General features: G+C 58.9%; 16 protein-coding genes. 12 read left to right on the top strand and 4 right to left on the bottom strand.

All coding sequences use genetic code 11. The annotated features are described in order from the left end of the window. Positions 1 to 279 precede the first annotated feature (279 nt). From MRBLMR1_RS29685 to MRBLMR1_RS29675, 3 genes are all read left to right on the top strand, one after another. Positions 280 to 831: a helix-turn-helix domain-containing protein gene (locus MRBLMR1_RS29685; protein ID WP_500067182.1), complete on the top strand. Its 552-nt coding sequence runs from the start codon at positions 280 to 282 to the stop codon at positions 829 to 831. Positions 832 to 997: 166 nt separating this feature from the next. Next, entirely contained in the window at positions 998 to 1465 is a 468-nt protein-coding gene (locus tag MRBLMR1_RS29680; RefSeq protein ID WP_500067181.1) for a DUF992 domain-containing protein, read from the top strand. A 170-nt stretch (positions 1466 to 1635) separates the two neighbouring features. Continuing rightward, entirely contained in the window at positions 1636 to 2187 is a 552-nt protein-coding gene (locus MRBLMR1_RS29675; RefSeq protein ID WP_500067180.1) for an ester cyclase, read from the top strand. Positions 2188 to 2222: 35 nt separating this feature from the next. On the opposite strand, the gene MRBLMR1_RS29670 is transcribed toward MRBLMR1_RS29675, so the two are convergent. Both MRBLMR1_RS29670 and MRBLMR1_RS29665 read right to left on the bottom strand, forming a co-directional pair. Next, the gene (locus MRBLMR1_RS29670) at positions 2223 to 2585 is read right to left on the bottom strand and encodes a response regulator (RefSeq protein WP_500067179.1); all 363 of its coding nucleotides are present in this window, start codon (positions 2583 to 2585) and stop codon (positions 2223 to 2225) included. Between the two features lie 146 nt (positions 2586 to 2731). Continuing rightward, on the bottom strand, positions 2732 to 3391 hold the full coding sequence (locus MRBLMR1_RS29665) for a response regulator transcription factor (protein WP_500067178.1): 660 nt from the start codon (positions 3389 to 3391) through the stop codon (positions 2732 to 2734). A gap of 208 nt (positions 3392 to 3599) precedes the next feature. Here MRBLMR1_RS29665 and MRBLMR1_RS29660 point away from each other — a divergent pair, with 208 nt between their 5' ends. The 4 genes from MRBLMR1_RS29660 (at position 3600) to MRBLMR1_RS29645 (ending at position 9445) form a co-directional block, all read left to right on the top strand. Then, entirely contained in the window at positions 3600 to 6146 is a 2547-nt protein-coding gene (locus tag MRBLMR1_RS29660) for an MFS transporter (RefSeq protein ID WP_500067177.1), read from the top strand. A gap of 152 nt (positions 6147 to 6298) precedes the next feature. Further along, entirely contained in the window at positions 6299 to 6805 is a 507-nt protein-coding gene (locus tag MRBLMR1_RS29655) for a GlcG/HbpS family heme-binding protein (protein WP_500067176.1), read from the top strand. A 685-nt stretch (positions 6806 to 7490) separates the two neighbouring features. Then, entirely contained in the window at positions 7491 to 8363 is an 873-nt protein-coding gene (locus MRBLMR1_RS29650; protein WP_500067175.1) for a hypothetical protein, read from the top strand. Between the two features lie 110 nt (positions 8364 to 8473). Next, positions 8474 to 9445 (top strand): hypothetical protein, encoded by a 972-nt coding sequence (locus MRBLMR1_RS29645; protein WP_500067174.1) that lies wholly within the window; start codon positions 8474 to 8476, stop codon positions 9443 to 9445. 168 nt (positions 9446 to 9613) lie between these two features. Here the strand turns inward: MRBLMR1_RS29645 and MRBLMR1_RS29640 are convergent, their stop codons facing one another. Beyond that, entirely contained in the window at positions 9614 to 10495 is an 882-nt protein-coding gene (locus MRBLMR1_RS29640; protein ID WP_500067173.1) for an AraC family transcriptional regulator, read from the bottom strand. 136 nt (positions 10496 to 10631) lie between these two features. On the opposite strand from MRBLMR1_RS29640, the gene MRBLMR1_RS29635 reads away from it, so the two are divergent. The 5 genes from MRBLMR1_RS29635 (at position 10632) to MRBLMR1_RS29615 (ending at position 13686) form a co-directional block, all read left to right on the top strand. Continuing rightward, positions 10632 to 11375, top strand: a complete 744-nt coding sequence (locus tag MRBLMR1_RS29635) for an SDR family NAD(P)-dependent oxidoreductase (protein WP_500067172.1) — start codon at positions 10632 to 10634, stop codon at positions 11373 to 11375. Between the two features lie 15 nt (positions 11376 to 11390). Further along, complete coding sequence (locus MRBLMR1_RS29630; RefSeq protein WP_500067171.1) at positions 11391 to 11786, top strand: VOC family protein; 396 nt, start codon at positions 11391 to 11393, stop codon at positions 11784 to 11786. A gap of 1 nt (position 11787) precedes the next feature. After that, positions 11788 to 12771 carry a saccharopine dehydrogenase family protein gene (locus tag MRBLMR1_RS29625; RefSeq protein ID WP_500067170.1) on the top strand — a complete coding sequence of 328 codons (984 nt, stop codon included), beginning with the start codon at positions 11788 to 11790 and terminating at the stop codon, positions 12769 to 12771. Between the two features lie 13 nt (positions 12772 to 12784). Continuing rightward, positions 12785 to 13111 (top strand): YybH family protein, encoded by a 327-nt coding sequence (locus MRBLMR1_RS29620; RefSeq protein ID WP_500067169.1) that lies wholly within the window; start codon positions 12785 to 12787, stop codon positions 13109 to 13111. Positions 13112 to 13215: 104 nt separating this feature from the next. Next, a complete protein-coding gene (locus MRBLMR1_RS29615; RefSeq protein ID WP_500067168.1) occupies positions 13216 to 13686 on the top strand; it encodes a nuclear transport factor 2 family protein in 471 nt (156 codons plus the stop codon). 246 nt (positions 13687 to 13932) lie between these two features. Here the strand turns inward: MRBLMR1_RS29615 and MRBLMR1_RS29610 are convergent, their stop codons facing one another. After that, on the bottom strand, positions 13933 to 14175 hold the full coding sequence (locus MRBLMR1_RS29610) for a DUF2188 domain-containing protein (protein WP_500067167.1): 243 nt from the start codon (positions 14173 to 14175) through the stop codon (positions 13933 to 13935). Positions 14176 to 14588 lie beyond the last annotated feature (413 nt).

Here is a 14588-nt window from a genome sequence, read left to right as displayed (position 1 = left end):
ACCCTGCTGGCGTAAGCCTAGCAATCGCAATTTTCTTGCACATTCCGGCAGCCGATCATGGCTCCAAGTGATTCCGTCTGGTCTCTATTCGTCGGGACCGTCACCACCGCCTCCGGCCTCTCCAACGCGAAACTATCAGCGGATCTTAGATCGAGGTCACGCTTTGGCCTGTAGGACATAACCAGAAGGTATGGTCCCGACACACGGTGGTCCGGACAGATTTCGGACCCTCGGGAAGGCAACATCTGCTCATCGAATTTCAAAACACGGAGAGCACCGATGAACGCCAACGCCCCCACCAAGGACCACAAGATCATCGCAGCCGCATCGCTGGCAATCGTCTCGGATATCGATCTCTCGGCCGCCGTCCCCGCGGCCATCCATGCTCCGGTCATTCTTCCGGACCTGTCGTCGGAGGTCGTGCAGCGTGACCTTCTTCTGCCGTGGCAGCGCCGCAAGATCATGCAGTTCATCGAAGAGCACCTGACGGAGACGATCAAGGTCGAGGAACTGGCCGCCCTGACCAAGCTCAGCAAGACCTATTTCTCGAGGGTCTTCAAGTCGGCCTACAAGGAGAGCCCCTACAACTATGTCCTTCGCCGCCGCATGGAGCTGGCAAAGGAGCTCATCATCGAAACCGACACGGCTCTCAGCGAGATCGCCCTGGATTGCGGGATGGCCGACCAGGCCCACCTCTGCAAGACCTTTCGAAAGGTCTTTGGCACCACGCCGAACTACTGGCGTCGCCCTTCCCGATCTGTGAACCACACGTCGGAAGCGGGTCGCTCCTCGACAACTCGTGGGGAAGCGAACTCAGCTCGCTTCAATTGATCAATGGGGCACGTTGAACTGGAATCGACAAGCCGACAAAGCTCAAGGCTGACATCCTTTCATCGTCAGTGACAGCTTCCGCTCAGCGGACCGTCACGTCCGTGGTCCGCCAAACGGGACCACAACAAAAATTCAAGACCAATCGACTGGATAGAAAGGACCTACCATGCGTTTCACGTTCCTAATCGTCTCGCTTACCGCGACATCTCTCCAACCCGCCTTTGCGGCTTCCGAACATTTCGTCGCCGGCCGGCTGGAATGCGAACTTTCACGTTCCGAAGGAGCAGTGCTCGGTTCGAAGCAGAACGCCGCTTGCGTTTTCCTCCCCTCGGAGCAGGGAGCATCGGTGCGTTACACAGGACTTATCGACAATTTCGGGCTCGATATCGGCGAAGTAGACAAAGTGAAAATGGTCTGGGCCGTCACCGCGGTCAGCAGGCAGCAGACCTTCAATCTGGAGGGCACCTACCGCGGTGTGGAAGCGGCGGCAGCTGTCGGTGTTGGCGGCGGCGCGACAATCCTTACGGGTGGCACCCACGGCACGTTTTCCCTGCAGCCGGTCGCCGTCAACGGACGAGAAGGGCTTGATGTGTCCGTCGGGATAACGCAGTTGCATCTCAAGCCAGCCATCTGAGCGCCTGTTCGTCCAAATGATGACTTTACGCGAGGCCGACGAGAGATTTCCGTCGGCCTTTGCCTGTTCCCTGGATGGTCGCCGGTACTGCTTTTTACAAGATTCCAAGGGAGCGAAAGCCCATGATGGCGATAATAGTTCGATAGCCAAGCTCGTCTGGATAGTATCGCATGCGCAACGCTTTTATTTCGGTCACCCTTTTCCTCGTGAGCGTCTCCATCGCGAGTGCCGCTCAAGTAGATGACAAGGTCGCAGTTCAGATCGCGCAGCCGCGCGAGACCATCTTCGAAAGAGGGGCGGACCGAAAGCTTTTCGCGGAAAGCGCAACTGCCGCCGACAATTTCTATGGTTTCTGGAACAACGGGAGCCAGGCGCTACTCGACGCCGCGATATCAAACTACTTCATCGATCACACTCTCCCCGCAGGCCGACCGCAGGGACCTACTGGTCCCGCGATCGCTTCGAAGGCGTTTCTTGCCGCGGTACCCGACCTCCGCGCGGAAGTCGTGCAGCGACTTTTCGTGGGAGACCGTGTGGTTTCACACCTTCGGTTCACGGGGCATTTCACGGGCGAATTCATGGGCAGGACAGGCAACGGTGAGAGCGTCGACTTCATCGCAACGGATATCCTCAGGGTCCGCGAGGGGCGCATCACCGACAACTGGCATTTGGAGGACAATCTGACTTTCCTTCAGCAGATCGGCGTCATTCCCAAGGAGTGAACGAGAAATCTCGTCTCGCCGAGCAACTCACCAGCTCAGACTTCTTCGATGCACCTGATCAGGTCGTCGGCTAGGATCGGCTTCTGAAGAAGCTCCTTTGCGCCGCCAGCGATCGCACGCCGCCGAATGACTTCGTCCTTGAGGGCCGTCATCATTATGATCGGCATTTCCGGCCAGCGCTTCTTCACGATATCAAGCAGTTCCAACCCGGTCATCTCGGGCATGTTGATGTCGGTCAACAGCAGAGCGACAAGGTCGATATGGTCGTAGGCGAGAAACGATCGCCCAGAGCTAAAGGGAAGGGCGTCATAGCCCATGGACTCGAGGAAGCCTGAAGTGGCCTCGAGAAGCGCCTCGTCGTCGTCGACGATCGCAACGGATTTTTTGTCGCCAGACACCTGATGTTTCCTTTTGCCCGACATACGGGCTTTGACATCTAGTTAGATGGACTGGCGGGAATTTGTAATAATACGATTGTATGGGTTGGCGGCGTTCGCGCGCGAAGTCGCGGGGACTCTGGAGTTGACGCCCTCGATTGACGAAATCAGGCCAGCGACTTGAGGATTTCGGCCTTGCGAACCAGGTCGGCAAGCGATGTGACGTTCATCTTCCGCATGACGTTGCCGCGATGGATTTTCACGGTCACTTCCGAAATGTCGAGGAGATGGGCCACTTGCTTGTTGAGGAGGCCTTTAACAACAGCCTCCATCACTTCATGTTCGCGGGGGGTCAGTGACGAGGCTGCCTTGACCGCTTCATTGGCGGCAGTGAGCTCGAGACGCCGCGACCTGTCGCGCTCGATGGCGACGGAAACCGCGTCGAGCATTTCTTGGTCCCTGAACGGTTTGGTCAGGAAGTCCGTCGCTCCCGCCTTCATTGCCCGCACGCTCATCGGGACGTCGGCATATCCGGTCATGAACACGATCGGCAACTTGTTGCCCATGCCGTTCAGCTTCGTCTGCAGGTCAAGACCGCTCAGGCCGGGCAGTCGAACGTCGAGGATCAGGCAACCGGGGCGATCGGGCAGGGGCTCCGCGAGCAGTTCCGTCGTCGAGGAAAACCCGAGTGAATCGATGCCGACCGAACGCAGGACGTCCATCAGGCCATCGCGCATTCCGTCGTCGTCGTCCACGACGACCACAAGCGGCGTATCGGCTTTGGCAGCAGAGGCGTCATGCGCCCGATTACCTATTGCAGCCGACATCGGCGAAGACCTCAAATTAGTCGATTGGAAGCGGCGCAATCCATCGACTTCACAATGGAGCCTGCGCACCTGTACCGGGAAATAGTTACTACGCGCGAGGGCAAACCTCGACCTAGCCATAAGGATAGGTTCTGGCCACCCGCCATTATTGTAAAGTTCGGTAGGTTTGGGAGGGCCGAAATATAAAGAAATCCCGGGATCCGCATCTATGAACGTCAGAGCTCAGTCCGATACTCCTTACGTCGGCGAGGAACCGATGCCGAGCGGTATGACGTTCCGGATTCTCATGTCGAGTTTGGTCGGCACCTCTGTCGAATTCTACGATTTCTATATCTACGCGACAGCCGCGAGCCTGGTGTTCGGACCGCTCTTCTTTCCAGCATCCGTGTCCTCGATGGAGTTGATTGGAGCCTACGCCAGCTTCGGGATCGCCTTCATAGCTCGACCACTAGGAGGCGCGGTTTTCGGGCACTTCGGCGATCGGGTAGGGCGCAAGGCCACCTTGGTGGCGTCGTTGTTCCTCATGGGGGCATCCACAGCGGCAATCGGACTGCTGCCCACCTACGCCGTCGCTGGCTGGCTCGCTCCGGCTCTCCTGTGCCTGCTGAGGTTTGGCCAGGGATTGGCGCTCGGCGGCGAATGGACGGGGGCGGCACTTCTGGCGCTCGAAAACGCGCCCAAGGGTTGGCGAGCTCGATACGCGATGTTCGCGCCGCTCGGCGCGCCGATCGGGTTCATATTGGCCAACAGCCTTTTCCTCGCCCTGACACTGACGTTGTCGCCCGAACAATTCGCTGACTGGGGATGGCGAGTGCCGTTCCTCCTAAGCGCGCCGCTGGTGTGGATGGGCATCTGGATCCGCTTCAACCTCGTCGAAACCCGCGACTTCCACGCCGCGATCAGCAAGTCGAAGCCTTCCCGCGTACCCCTGCTCGACATTTTCCGCCTGCATATGGACCAGGTGATATCGGGCGCGTTCGGCGTCGTAGCATGCTTCTCGCTTTATTACGTCGTCACGGCATTCGCCCTCGGATACGGGACATCGGTGCTCGGCTACACACGATCGTCGTTCCTGATGGTGGAGCTGGGCGCGATCCTATTCATGGCTGCTGGCATCGTGGTGGCGAGCTGGCTTTCCGACCGGATCGATCCCGAGCGCATCCTGATTTTCGGATGCGCCGGCACTATTCTCTCAGGCGTCGTGCTCGCCCCGATGCTGGGAAGCGGATCGCTGGTGGTCATTTTCCTCTATCTGGCTTTCTCTCTCTGGGTGATGGGCTTCGTGAACGGACCGCTCGGCGCTTGGCTGCCAGGCCTGTTCCCGACCCGGGTCCGCTATTCCGGGACGTCGGTCGCGTTCAACATCGGCGGCATCATCGGCGGGGCATTGACGCCCGTGGTCTCTCAGGCCCTCTCCCAGTACAGCGGACTTGTCGCCGTCGGGTTCTATCTCGCCATCACTGGCGGTTTAAGCCTCATCGCCTTCGACGCGAGCGCGAGACGAAAGGCGCTGGGAGCACTGGCTCAGAGCGAAATAAGATACCGTTCGATCTTTGCGCAGAACCACGTTTCGCTCTGCGAGGTCGATCTTTCCATGCTGTGGAAGCGGCTGGAGGCGGTGCGGACCTACCCTCAGGCGCAGTTGCGCGCGTATCTCGATGCCACGCCGGAATTCGTGGACCAGTGTTCGAGACTCGTGAGGTTCGTCGACGTCAATGACGCTACCGTACTGCTACTCGGCCGGGAGACCGAGCGTGAGGTTCTCGGTTCGATAGACCGCTTCCTTCCGCCACATAGTGAGTTGGTCGAGGCGATCATACTCGGCATGTGCTCCGGAGACGACCGCGTGGAGATGGAGGCGCGACTTCTGCGCAGCCCGGGCAACGAGGTCATCGTCATCTTTGTGATCGCCTTCCCGGATGACAAGGACGCCTTCGACCGCGTCGCGTGCGCGATGATCGACGTGACGCAGCGCGAGCAGGCCAAGGAAGCTCTCATGGCGGCGCAGGGCGAACTCGCTAGGGTTGGAAGGGTCGCGACGGTGGGCGCGATCTCCGCCTCGATCGCCCACGAGGTGAACCAACCGATCGGCGCTGTCGTTATGAGCGCCCAGGCCTGCATGCGCTGGCTTCAGGCTAACCCGCCGGATATCAAGGCGGCCTCGACGGCCGCGGAACGCGCGATCAAACACAGCATGCGAGCCAGCGAAATCATTCAGCGCACCCGAGAACAGGTTCGCGGCACCAAGAGGAGGCTCGAGAGCGTCGACCTCAGAAATATCGTCACAGACGTACTCGGGCTGCTGGACCGAGAACTGATCACCGCTTCGACCCGCGTGACGACCGACTTTTCCATCGACGACCCGGTTGTTCTGGCCGACAGGGTCGAGATGCAGCAGGTAATCGCAAATCTCGTTACGAACGGCCTACATGCCATGGGAGGGACGCCCATCGAACAGCGCGACCTCATCATATCGATGGCCGCCGTGGAACCGGATATGGTCAGGCTGCAAGTCCGCGATCATGGCACCGGGATCGCGCCGGAAAACCTTGCGAAACTCTTCAGTCCGTTCTTTACGACAAAAAACGAGGGCATGGGTATCGGGCTTGCGATCTGTAAGACGATCGTGGAAGCCCACGGCGGCTCGCTGACGGCGCGCAACCACGACGAAGGCGGTGCGATCTTCGAGATCGTGATACCGCTGTCGATCGAAGAACAACAAGACCTGCCTCAGGCGGCAGCCCAGGGCGCATAGTGGATGGATCTGACGCCGTCGCATGAACCTGGCCGTCTTCTCGCACAGCGCTTCTAGCCATGACCCGAAATTACAAGAACGCGCCACTCCGAGAAACTAGGGTGGCGCGCCTTGGAGGCGTTTCACGCCTCGCAATGAAAATGGAGTTTCCGATGAAAACATACGCGGGCAACCTTTTCCCGACAGCTCAGTCCAAACGTAGTGCCGCCATTATCGTGGGTGCACTCGGCCTGGTCGCGACCTTGGCGGTGCAGGCTCAAGCTCAATCGGCAGTCGAGCTCGATGCTGCCACGGCGCGCAAGGTGATTTCCGCCGCGGAGGCGGAAGCGAAAAAGGGGCCGCCTTCGAGCATCTTCGTGGTCGATAATTCGGGAGCGCTCGTCGCCGCCGAACGCATGGATGGTGCGTTCCCGGCGAGCGCCAAGATTGCACAAGGCAAGGCCGAGACGGCCGCCGCATTTTGGCAAAGCACGGGTAATCTGGAAAACGCCGCGAACGGCGGCCGGGCGGCATTGCTGTCGTCGGGGTATATCGTCATGCAGGGTGGTATTCCGCTCAAGATTGACGGCAAGGTCGTCGGTGCTATCGGCGTGAGCGGTGGCAACAAGGACCAGGACGAGGCGGTCGCCAAAGCCGGAGCGGCGGCGTTCGCGAAGTGAGCGTAAGGGTTCCGACCCGAGCGAAGTTTCCAAGCTAAATCACGATCCAAACCAGCCCGTCGGGATAAATTTGACGGGCTGTCCCATTCTACGAGATACCCTCAGCACAACCGATGCTCGCTCTCTTGTCGTCTTCCAAGACCTTTCAATGGCTTGCCCGCTAATGAGCGACAGGACTTTGCCTGCGCAAACTGCAGTTGAAATTCCCAGAAGGTCAGCCCTGACGGATCGCCATCCTTTTTTCCAACATCATTGCCATAAGCTAGGGCGAACCGACGGTTCGATGGCGCAGAATTAGTCTGGGCGGATGGTTCTCTGAAGTCGCCTGTCGGCCCGAAGCGGTCATTCAGGACCGGGTTGGGTTTGTCCGAGTTGGGGTGGTCAGTGGACTGGAAAGTTTAGCAGGTTATGCCGGGAAAGCTGCCCTTTACCTTGTCACCGAGGTTCGGCAGCAACGCACCCCTCTATCGCCGTCGACGGTTGCGATTGCCAATCACCTCACCCGCTGTTCGCGAGCGGAGTGGCGAAAGATAGTTTTCGGCGGGACAGTCACTTAGGCGCGAAACGAAACTTACTCGCCTAAGTACCGACAACCTGTTACAAGATTTTGCTGATTGACCTTGGTAGCGAAAAATTTCTCCGATACTGGAAGAGTAAGATCTTTCGATCGCGCACGGAGCATGACTTGACTCAGGGAGACTATTTCATCGGTCATCGGTTGACCAACCTCCTCATCCCGGGAGAACCGGACGTTCTCGAGATAACCACATCAGTCGGTGTTTGGACCCTTCGCAAGGAACCAAGATATGAGGAATGCAAGGCGGCGATTGGCAACGGTCAATGCGCTGAAACGTATTCGATAAATATCAGCGGCTCATATTCGGGGAGCCGCTCAACTGCGATCGATGCAGCCAGCGATGAGTTGATACCGCTCTGTCTCGGAGCAAGCTTCCTGACGGCGATGAGCGTAGCACCGTCACGAAGCCTACCGTCTTCAGAGGTTAGCTTCATTCAGGTAGGCCCTCACTTCCCTCGACCTCGCGCGATGGGATTAGGTTTTCAATCATCCATTGATACTGCGATGTTCAAACAGAATCTTGAGGCATTTGTCTTAGGATACCCGGCCGTCGACCCGATTGAGAAAATACGCCTTATATCCCACCACTTTCTGGATGCACTCGCCTTCTGGTCGATCGAGGACCTCGTACTCAGCACGACAACAATTCTTGAGATTATCGCTATTACCGCCAAAACTGTCGGGGGACCGCTTGGGCAGCCAGTCGGAAACTACGCACAACGGCTAGCTTATGCAGCAAGCCGCTTTGCGTTGCCGCAAGTGCCGCACGATTTCCGCGATATGCGCAATGATCTCGTTCATGAGGGCACACTGTCCGGCACGGGATTTCCGGGCAAGACCGCAGGTGACTGTGGGCTGGCAACTGCAGAAGCGCTGGACTGGATAGACGTCTACATTTTCGCAGCAATGAGGATGGGGCGACCGGGTCGCGCCAGATTCACAGCGGAGCCATTCACCCAAGCAAACAGTTTTTCTCTTTAATAGATTGGCCGCGCTGGCCGTTTTCGCCATTGAAGGTGTGACAACAACGGAGGCAAGCCATCGCGATATCCAGGTAAGGGCGGACAATGAATGTACTAGAAGCACGAGACATGCTGCGTTCGGCGGACGAGGAAGAGCCGGTTGTCTTACCTGCCTCAGTGCTCTCAAGGCTCGATTTGATCGATATTCGCGACGGTTGTGGTTTCCAAATCGGTTCCGTTGCGGGAAATGTGCACAATCTCGCCTGGAATGGGACCATCTATCGGCGAGGTGGTAAGCTGGTCGGAGAAGCCGACCATACCTGGACGCGGAAGTATTGGTATTCTCCGATTGGGCTTGAACAATACCTCGATCTTGTACGTAGAGCTGTTGAGGCTCGACAGAAAGCGTGTGGTGATGTCGAAGTCACTTACCAGGATGACGACGGCGCTTACGTCGCTCTGCGTTTTGAAGTGTCGACATCGGAGACCAACCTCGGAGCGGCTTACAAGGCCGTGCGCAAAATTGCGGACCAAGTCGAAGAAGCTGCGCAAGGTGCCGCTGACGAGGTAGGTAAGCGTATTGCTGAAATCGCTGCACGTCTCTCAGGATGGGGGACTGATAGCTTGGACGCCCTCGTAGATGCTGTCGAGAATGCATCGACCACTCAAGCCAAAGGTCGATCACTTGAGGAGCTATGTAGTCGGTTGTTCGAGACAGTGCCGGGCATGGCGGTGACACAGCGCATTTTGACAGAGACCGAAGAGATCGACATCTCGATCGTGAATGGCAGTGATGAACCCCGCCTTAGGCGGGAGGGCGCGATTATTCTAGCGGAATGTAAGAATTGGTCGGGAAAGTGTGGCAAAAACGAGTTCGTAGTATTCCGCGCCAAATTGGAAAACCGTAGTCAAAGAACGACGCTTGGTTTTCTAATCTCATGGAATGGTTTCGCGGAAACGGTGACGAAGGAAATGCTTCGGGGGAGCCGCGAAGAGCTCTTGATCGTGCCACTCGCGGGCGATGATCTGCGAAGGGCTGTGCGGGCCAATAATTTCGCAGAGGTAATGTTGCGAGCGTGGGACACGGCAGTCACGCTTTGACTGATGTCTGGTTCATGGTCGACTTTCGATGACCTATATTGGTGATGTGAAGGTCTGGTTTTGGGTCGGGAGCGGACCTTCATAGCCGCTTCGAGGAATGTCCGCATCTGGCGCTTCAGCGACATGGCGGCATTCGATCGGATGAGGTGGTTGGAGGAAAGCATCCCGTTACGCAGGCACGCCCCGAAGGCGCAAGACATCCTTCGAGGGTGGTAGCCCGAACTGCCTTGCGTATTCCCGGCTGAACTGGTTCGGGCTTTCATAACCAACGCCGAAGGCGACCGACGTTGCCGTTCCTTCACCAGCCATCAAAAGCCTGCGCGCATGCAGTAGCCGGACCTGCTTCTGGTATTGGATCCGGCTGAGCGCCGTGATTGCCTTGAAGTGTCGATGGAACGCCGATACGCTCAATGCTGCCATCTCCGCGAGAGCCTCGACCCTCAGGGGCTTGGCAAAGTTTTCTCGAATCCACTGGATCGCAACGCCGATCCGCGACAGTGCCGCATCGGGCGCTGCAATGTCCCGCAGCATCCAGCCCAGCGGGCCCTGCAACACCCTGAAGAGGATCTCACGTTCGTAGGCCGGTGCAAGCACGGCGATTTCGTCCGGACGGTCCATCAGCCGGAGCATCCGCACCCAGGCGTCGAGGAATTCCTCGTTGACCGGCGCGACGGAAAAACCGGAGCCGAACAGCTTGCTGCACACCTGCACGGGCAGATCGCTGATAAGGGCGGCGACCGTCGGTGGGTGGAGCGTCAGGCTGACCGCGAGGTAGGGTTCTCCCGCCACCGAAGGGTGAACCGACCCCACCGCCGGAAGGTCGATCGACATGACGAAATACGTCGCCGGATCGTAGGCGAATGCCCGGTCGCCGACCGTCATCGTCTTCGACCCGGTCAGGATCAGGTTGATCATCGGCTCATAGACGGCCGAAAGCCGATGCTCCGGGATCTCGCCCTGCACCATCGCGACGCGTGGAATTCCCGTTTCCGTGCGGCGGTTTTCCGCCCCCGATGCCAGAGCGCGCAGCTCCTCAAGTTGTTTTTCCATGAAGGTGACCGTGGCATGTCAGGATCGCCTCCGCAACGGGGAAGCAGAAATAGGCAAGCTTCGGAGAGGAATAGGTGAGCGGGCGAGACGGCACAGGCCTAGCTTCAGGGCACAGCAAACAGCCAAGGAAACAGCCATGAAGATCGTCATCGTCACCGGAGGAAGCCGGGGTCTTGGAGCCAGCACTGCCATCGAATGCGCGGCTAAAGGAATGGGCGTCGTCGTGACCTACAACAGCAACCCGGCGAAAGCGGACGATGTCGTGAAGACGATCATGGAGATCGGCGGTCAGGCCGTTGCCCTAAAACTCGACGTCGGCGACATCGGCTCGTTTCCGGCCTTCCGGGATGCGGTTGCATCGAAACTGCAGTCTATCTTCGGCCGAGGCGACTTCGATTATCTCGTCAACAATGCCGGATACGGCCTCTTCAATCCGATCGCGACTGTTACGGAGGAACAGTTCACCGGGCTGTTCAACGTCCATCTCAAGGGGCCGTTCTTCCTGACCCAGATCCTGCTGCCGCTGATGGCCGACGGCGGCCAGATTATCAACATCACCAGTGCAACGACGCGCGTGGCGACTGCAGGCGTCGCGCCCTATGCCTCCTTCAAGGGTGGTCTTGAGGTCCTGACCCGCTACATGGCCAAGGAGTTCGGTGAACGAGGCATCCGGGCGAACTCGATCGCCCCCGGCGCGATCCGCACGGAACTCGGCGGCGGCCTGAACGACGAGTTCGAGGCGATGCTTGCAGGCCAGACGGCACTCGGCCGCGTTGGCGAGCCTGAAGAGATCGGTGGCGTCGTCGCCAGCCTTCTGTCTTCCGAGAACCGCTGGATCAACGCCCAGAACATCGAGGTCACGGGCGGCTACATCATCTGAACGAAGGAGAGCAATATGCTCGACCATGTCTTCATTTCCGTCAGCGACATCGATCGCTCGATCACCTTCTACGAAGCGGCACTGGCCCCTCTCGGCATCGTTCACGCCCATGACTACGAGGGAAAGGATGGCCCTCCCGGTCATCCTGATCTGAAGGGGTTCGGCGCGAACGGCCGGGTATTCTTTTGGCTCCGCGAAGGCGTGGTCGAAGGCCGCGCAGCCCATGTCGGCTTCGTCGCCGATGGCACCTCCCAGGTCGACGCCGCCTTCGCTGCAGCTATCGCTGCGGGAGCGTCAAAAATCCATCCGCCGGGAGCACAGCTCCACTACGACCCCCGCTATTACGCCGCCCAGGTCCGCGATCCGGACGGCTACAGCCTCGAATTCGTCTACAAGGAATGGCAGCACTGACATGACAAAACTGATGATCTACGGCGCATCCGGCTATACCGGCCGTATGGCTGCGGAGCATGCGAAGAAAGCAGGCACGCCGCTTGTTCTCGCCGGTCGCAACGAAGCGACCCTTTCTAAGCTTTCCGCAGAACTCGGCGTCGAATACCGCGTCTTTGGTCTCGACGATGCTGCAGCGATCGATGCCGGTCTGGCCGGCATCTCCGTCCTCCTGAACTGCGCCGGCCCGTTTATGCGTACTGCCGATGCCCTGATGAATGCGGCTATCCGCAACGGTGTGCACTATCTCGACACCGCGGCCGAACTCGACAGCTATCGTCTGGCCGAGAGTTTGGACGACAAAGCGAAGGCTGCAGGTGTCATGCTCATGCCGGGTGGCGGCGGAAGCGTCGCCATGCTCGGCAGTCTCGCGGGACATGCGGTGTCGCGTGTGAAAGACCCTTGCAAGATCAGGATCGCGCTGCATGTGGCGGGCGGACTGTCACGCGGATCGGCGATCAGCGCCAGCGAGAACGTCACCGTCGGGACCCTAGCGCGGGTGGACGGCGAGCTTGTCGCCATTGCCGCCGACGGCATCCGGAAGTTCGATTTCGGCAAGGGTGCGGTCGATTGCTTCCCGGTGACGTTGCCCGATCTCGTCACCATCTGGCGGGCGACAGGCATTCCCGACATCGAGACTTTTGTACATGTCACCGGCGATGGTTTCCCGCGGGGTGATCTGTTTCTCCTCCCGGACGGCCCGAGTGAAGAGGATCGGCTTGCGAACCGTTACCAGGCGGCCGTCGAAGTTACCGATGCCGACGGCGTGGCCAGCCGTTCCATCCTCGATACGGTCAACGGCTACACCTTCACGGCAATGGCGGCGGCCGAGGCCGGCCGGCGTGTGCTGGGTGGCGAATTCCGTCCCGGCTTCCAGACGCCGGCGGCCCTGTTTGGAAACGGCTTCGCCCAGACCGTCGCCGACACGACGATCGTCGATGCCTAAGGAAGCCGGCACTATGCAGAAGCTCGTTGAATCCTTCATCGCGACCGCCAATGCTTTCGATGTCGAAGGGGCGCTGTCGCTGTTCGCACCCGACGCCGTCATCGACGATGTTTCGGTTGGCGACACGTTCGTCGGTCGCGATGGTGTCCGTCAATACCTTGAGCGGTTCTTCGTCGGTTACAACACCGCGAGCAAAATGCTGTCCATCGAAGAACTGGACAGCGTCCAATCGTATGTCCGGCTCGATTTCACCGGCGACTTCGGACACGAGATCGGCATCTTGAAGGTCGCGATCAACCGCGACGGTCTGATCGAGTGCATCGACGCCGATCTCGAGTAACTCATCAACCAGCAGTCCTATCAAACCATAACCATCGGCGCACAGCGCCGATGCCGGGAAAGGCGTGCATTCCGCAGGCCTCCGGCGCAACAAGGGGTAAGTTCATGACCATTTCGCCATCGTTCGCACAGGGCGCGGCAGACAGCCTAGCCGTCGTCGAGGCCCTCTACCGCTTCGCCGCCGGCATCGATCGTCGCGACAGCAACCTCCTTGCCTCATCGCTGGCGGAAAATGCCGTCTCCGACTTCCGTCCGGCGGCGGCCAAGGCCGGTTTCGAATATCCGGTCATCGAGGGCCGGGATGTCATCGTCTCGGCGCTAACGACATCGCTCGCCGCCCTGGACACCACGCATTCCGTCAGCAATCCGCGGGTGACGATCGACGGTGACACGGCACGCATGGATGTTCTGGTCGAGGCTCAGCACGTTCCGCGCAGCGACCCCTCGCGCTACTACCTGATGAAGAACCGCTACGACGTCGAACTAAAGAAGAGCGGCGACATCTGGGTCATCACCCGCAACACGGTCGATAATATCTGGCGCTCCGGCGACATCGGAGTTCTTTCTGGCATTTAGCCTCTATTATGTGTGCTCAAGAGGAACGGCGGCGAGACATCGTCTCCGCCGCCGTCTCCATATCCTCCAGGTTCAGCAGCCGAACAAATGCTCAAGCAATCTGGTAGCAGGGCGGCTCAGAGGCGCACGAGTTCTAGGGGCAGCGCCAATGTCCGCTCCTGCGCCATTTTTGCCGTGAGTTTCATACCTGATTTTCGGTCTTGCGCTGTCGTGCTTGGTTGTTGGATGCCAATGATCAGATATCTCCTAGCCGTCGTCCACCACTGCCGTCTCCGGCCTGTCGCCGCCCAGAGCGTGTTCGCTTCGCCAGGTACCATCCGCGGCCTGGTAGGTGATCTCGGCGTCGCGACCCTCAAGATGCTGGCGCTCCGCCGCAGCCTTGGCCGCCTTGAGCGCCTGTCTGTGCGTTGCGAACGGTTCGGACCAGACGTTGTCGAGACGATAGGCGTAGCCTCCGTCATGCTGGCCGACGTGATAGGTGATCTTCATGGAGGTTCTCCGGAAAGGGCCGTGTGAGACCGCTGCTATTGCTTTGACCGTGAATCCTGCAAATGTGGACTGCCCGGTGGAGTCTCACAATAGCGACCACTGTGCCCCCAGATTGTCCAATACATCCCCGTCAAGCGGATCAACCGTCGAAAACAAGCACAGGTCAATGGGAGCGGAGGCAATCGACGAGCCCTTTCCGCGGTTGTCGTGCTTACAAAGCGGCGAAATAGATGTGGGAGCGGAGCGCTATATCCTCACACAAGAGGCACCCGGTTCTGGGGGCGAGACTACGCAGACTATTTCGTGAAGACGCACGGTCTTTGCTTGCGAAATGGTCCGATTTCATGAAGTTTATGCACAACTTTGAAGTTACTTACACGCGGGATTGAAGTGCCGTCTGACGCAGCTAGGGG

The sequence above is a fragment of the Neorhizobium sp. LMR1-1-1.1 genome, from assembly GCF_040675795.1.
Classification (GTDB): Bacteria; Pseudomonadota; Alphaproteobacteria; order Rhizobiales; family Rhizobiaceae; genus Neorhizobium; species Neorhizobium cellulosilyticum.
This window is presented reverse-complemented; position numbering and strand designations above follow the sequence as displayed.

Coding starts and splice junctions, on each gene's coding strand:
- MRBLMR1_RS29645 (WP_500067174.1), top strand. CDS start 8,474: ATGCTGCGTTCGGCGGACGAGGAAGAGCCGGTTGTCTTACCTGCCTCA.
- MRBLMR1_RS29640 (WP_500067173.1), bottom strand. CDS start 10,495: ATGGAAAAACAACTTGAGGAGCTGCGCGCTCTGGCATCGGGGGCGGAA.
- MRBLMR1_RS29680 (WP_500067181.1), top strand. CDS start 998: ATGCGTTTCACGTTCCTAATCGTCTCGCTTACCGCGACATCTCTCCAA.
- MRBLMR1_RS29630 (WP_500067171.1), top strand. CDS start 11,391: ATGCTCGACCATGTCTTCATTTCCGTCAGCGACATCGATCGCTCGATC.
- MRBLMR1_RS29625 (WP_500067170.1), top strand. CDS start 11,788: ATGACAAAACTGATGATCTACGGCGCATCCGGCTATACCGGCCGTATG.
- MRBLMR1_RS29615 (WP_500067168.1), top strand. CDS start 13,216: ATGACCATTTCGCCATCGTTCGCACAGGGCGCGGCAGACAGCCTAGCC.
- MRBLMR1_RS29665 (WP_500067178.1), bottom strand. CDS start 3,391: ATGTCGGCTGCAATAGGTAATCGGGCGCATGACGCCTCTGCTGCCAAA.
- MRBLMR1_RS29610 (WP_500067167.1), bottom strand. CDS start 14,175: ATGAAGATCACCTATCACGTCGGCCAGCATGACGGAGGCTACGCCTAT.
- MRBLMR1_RS29685 (WP_500067182.1), top strand. CDS start 280: ATGAACGCCAACGCCCCCACCAAGGACCACAAGATCATCGCAGCCGCA.
- MRBLMR1_RS29655 (WP_500067176.1), top strand. CDS start 6,299: ATGAAAACATACGCGGGCAACCTTTTCCCGACAGCTCAGTCCAAACGT.
- MRBLMR1_RS29675 (WP_500067180.1), top strand. CDS start 1,636: ATGCGCAACGCTTTTATTTCGGTCACCCTTTTCCTCGTGAGCGTCTCC.
- MRBLMR1_RS29660 (WP_500067177.1), top strand. CDS start 3,600: ATGAACGTCAGAGCTCAGTCCGATACTCCTTACGTCGGCGAGGAACCG.
- MRBLMR1_RS29635 (WP_500067172.1), top strand. CDS start 10,632: ATGAAGATCGTCATCGTCACCGGAGGAAGCCGGGGTCTTGGAGCCAGC.
- MRBLMR1_RS29620 (WP_500067169.1), top strand. CDS start 12,785: ATGCAGAAGCTCGTTGAATCCTTCATCGCGACCGCCAATGCTTTCGAT.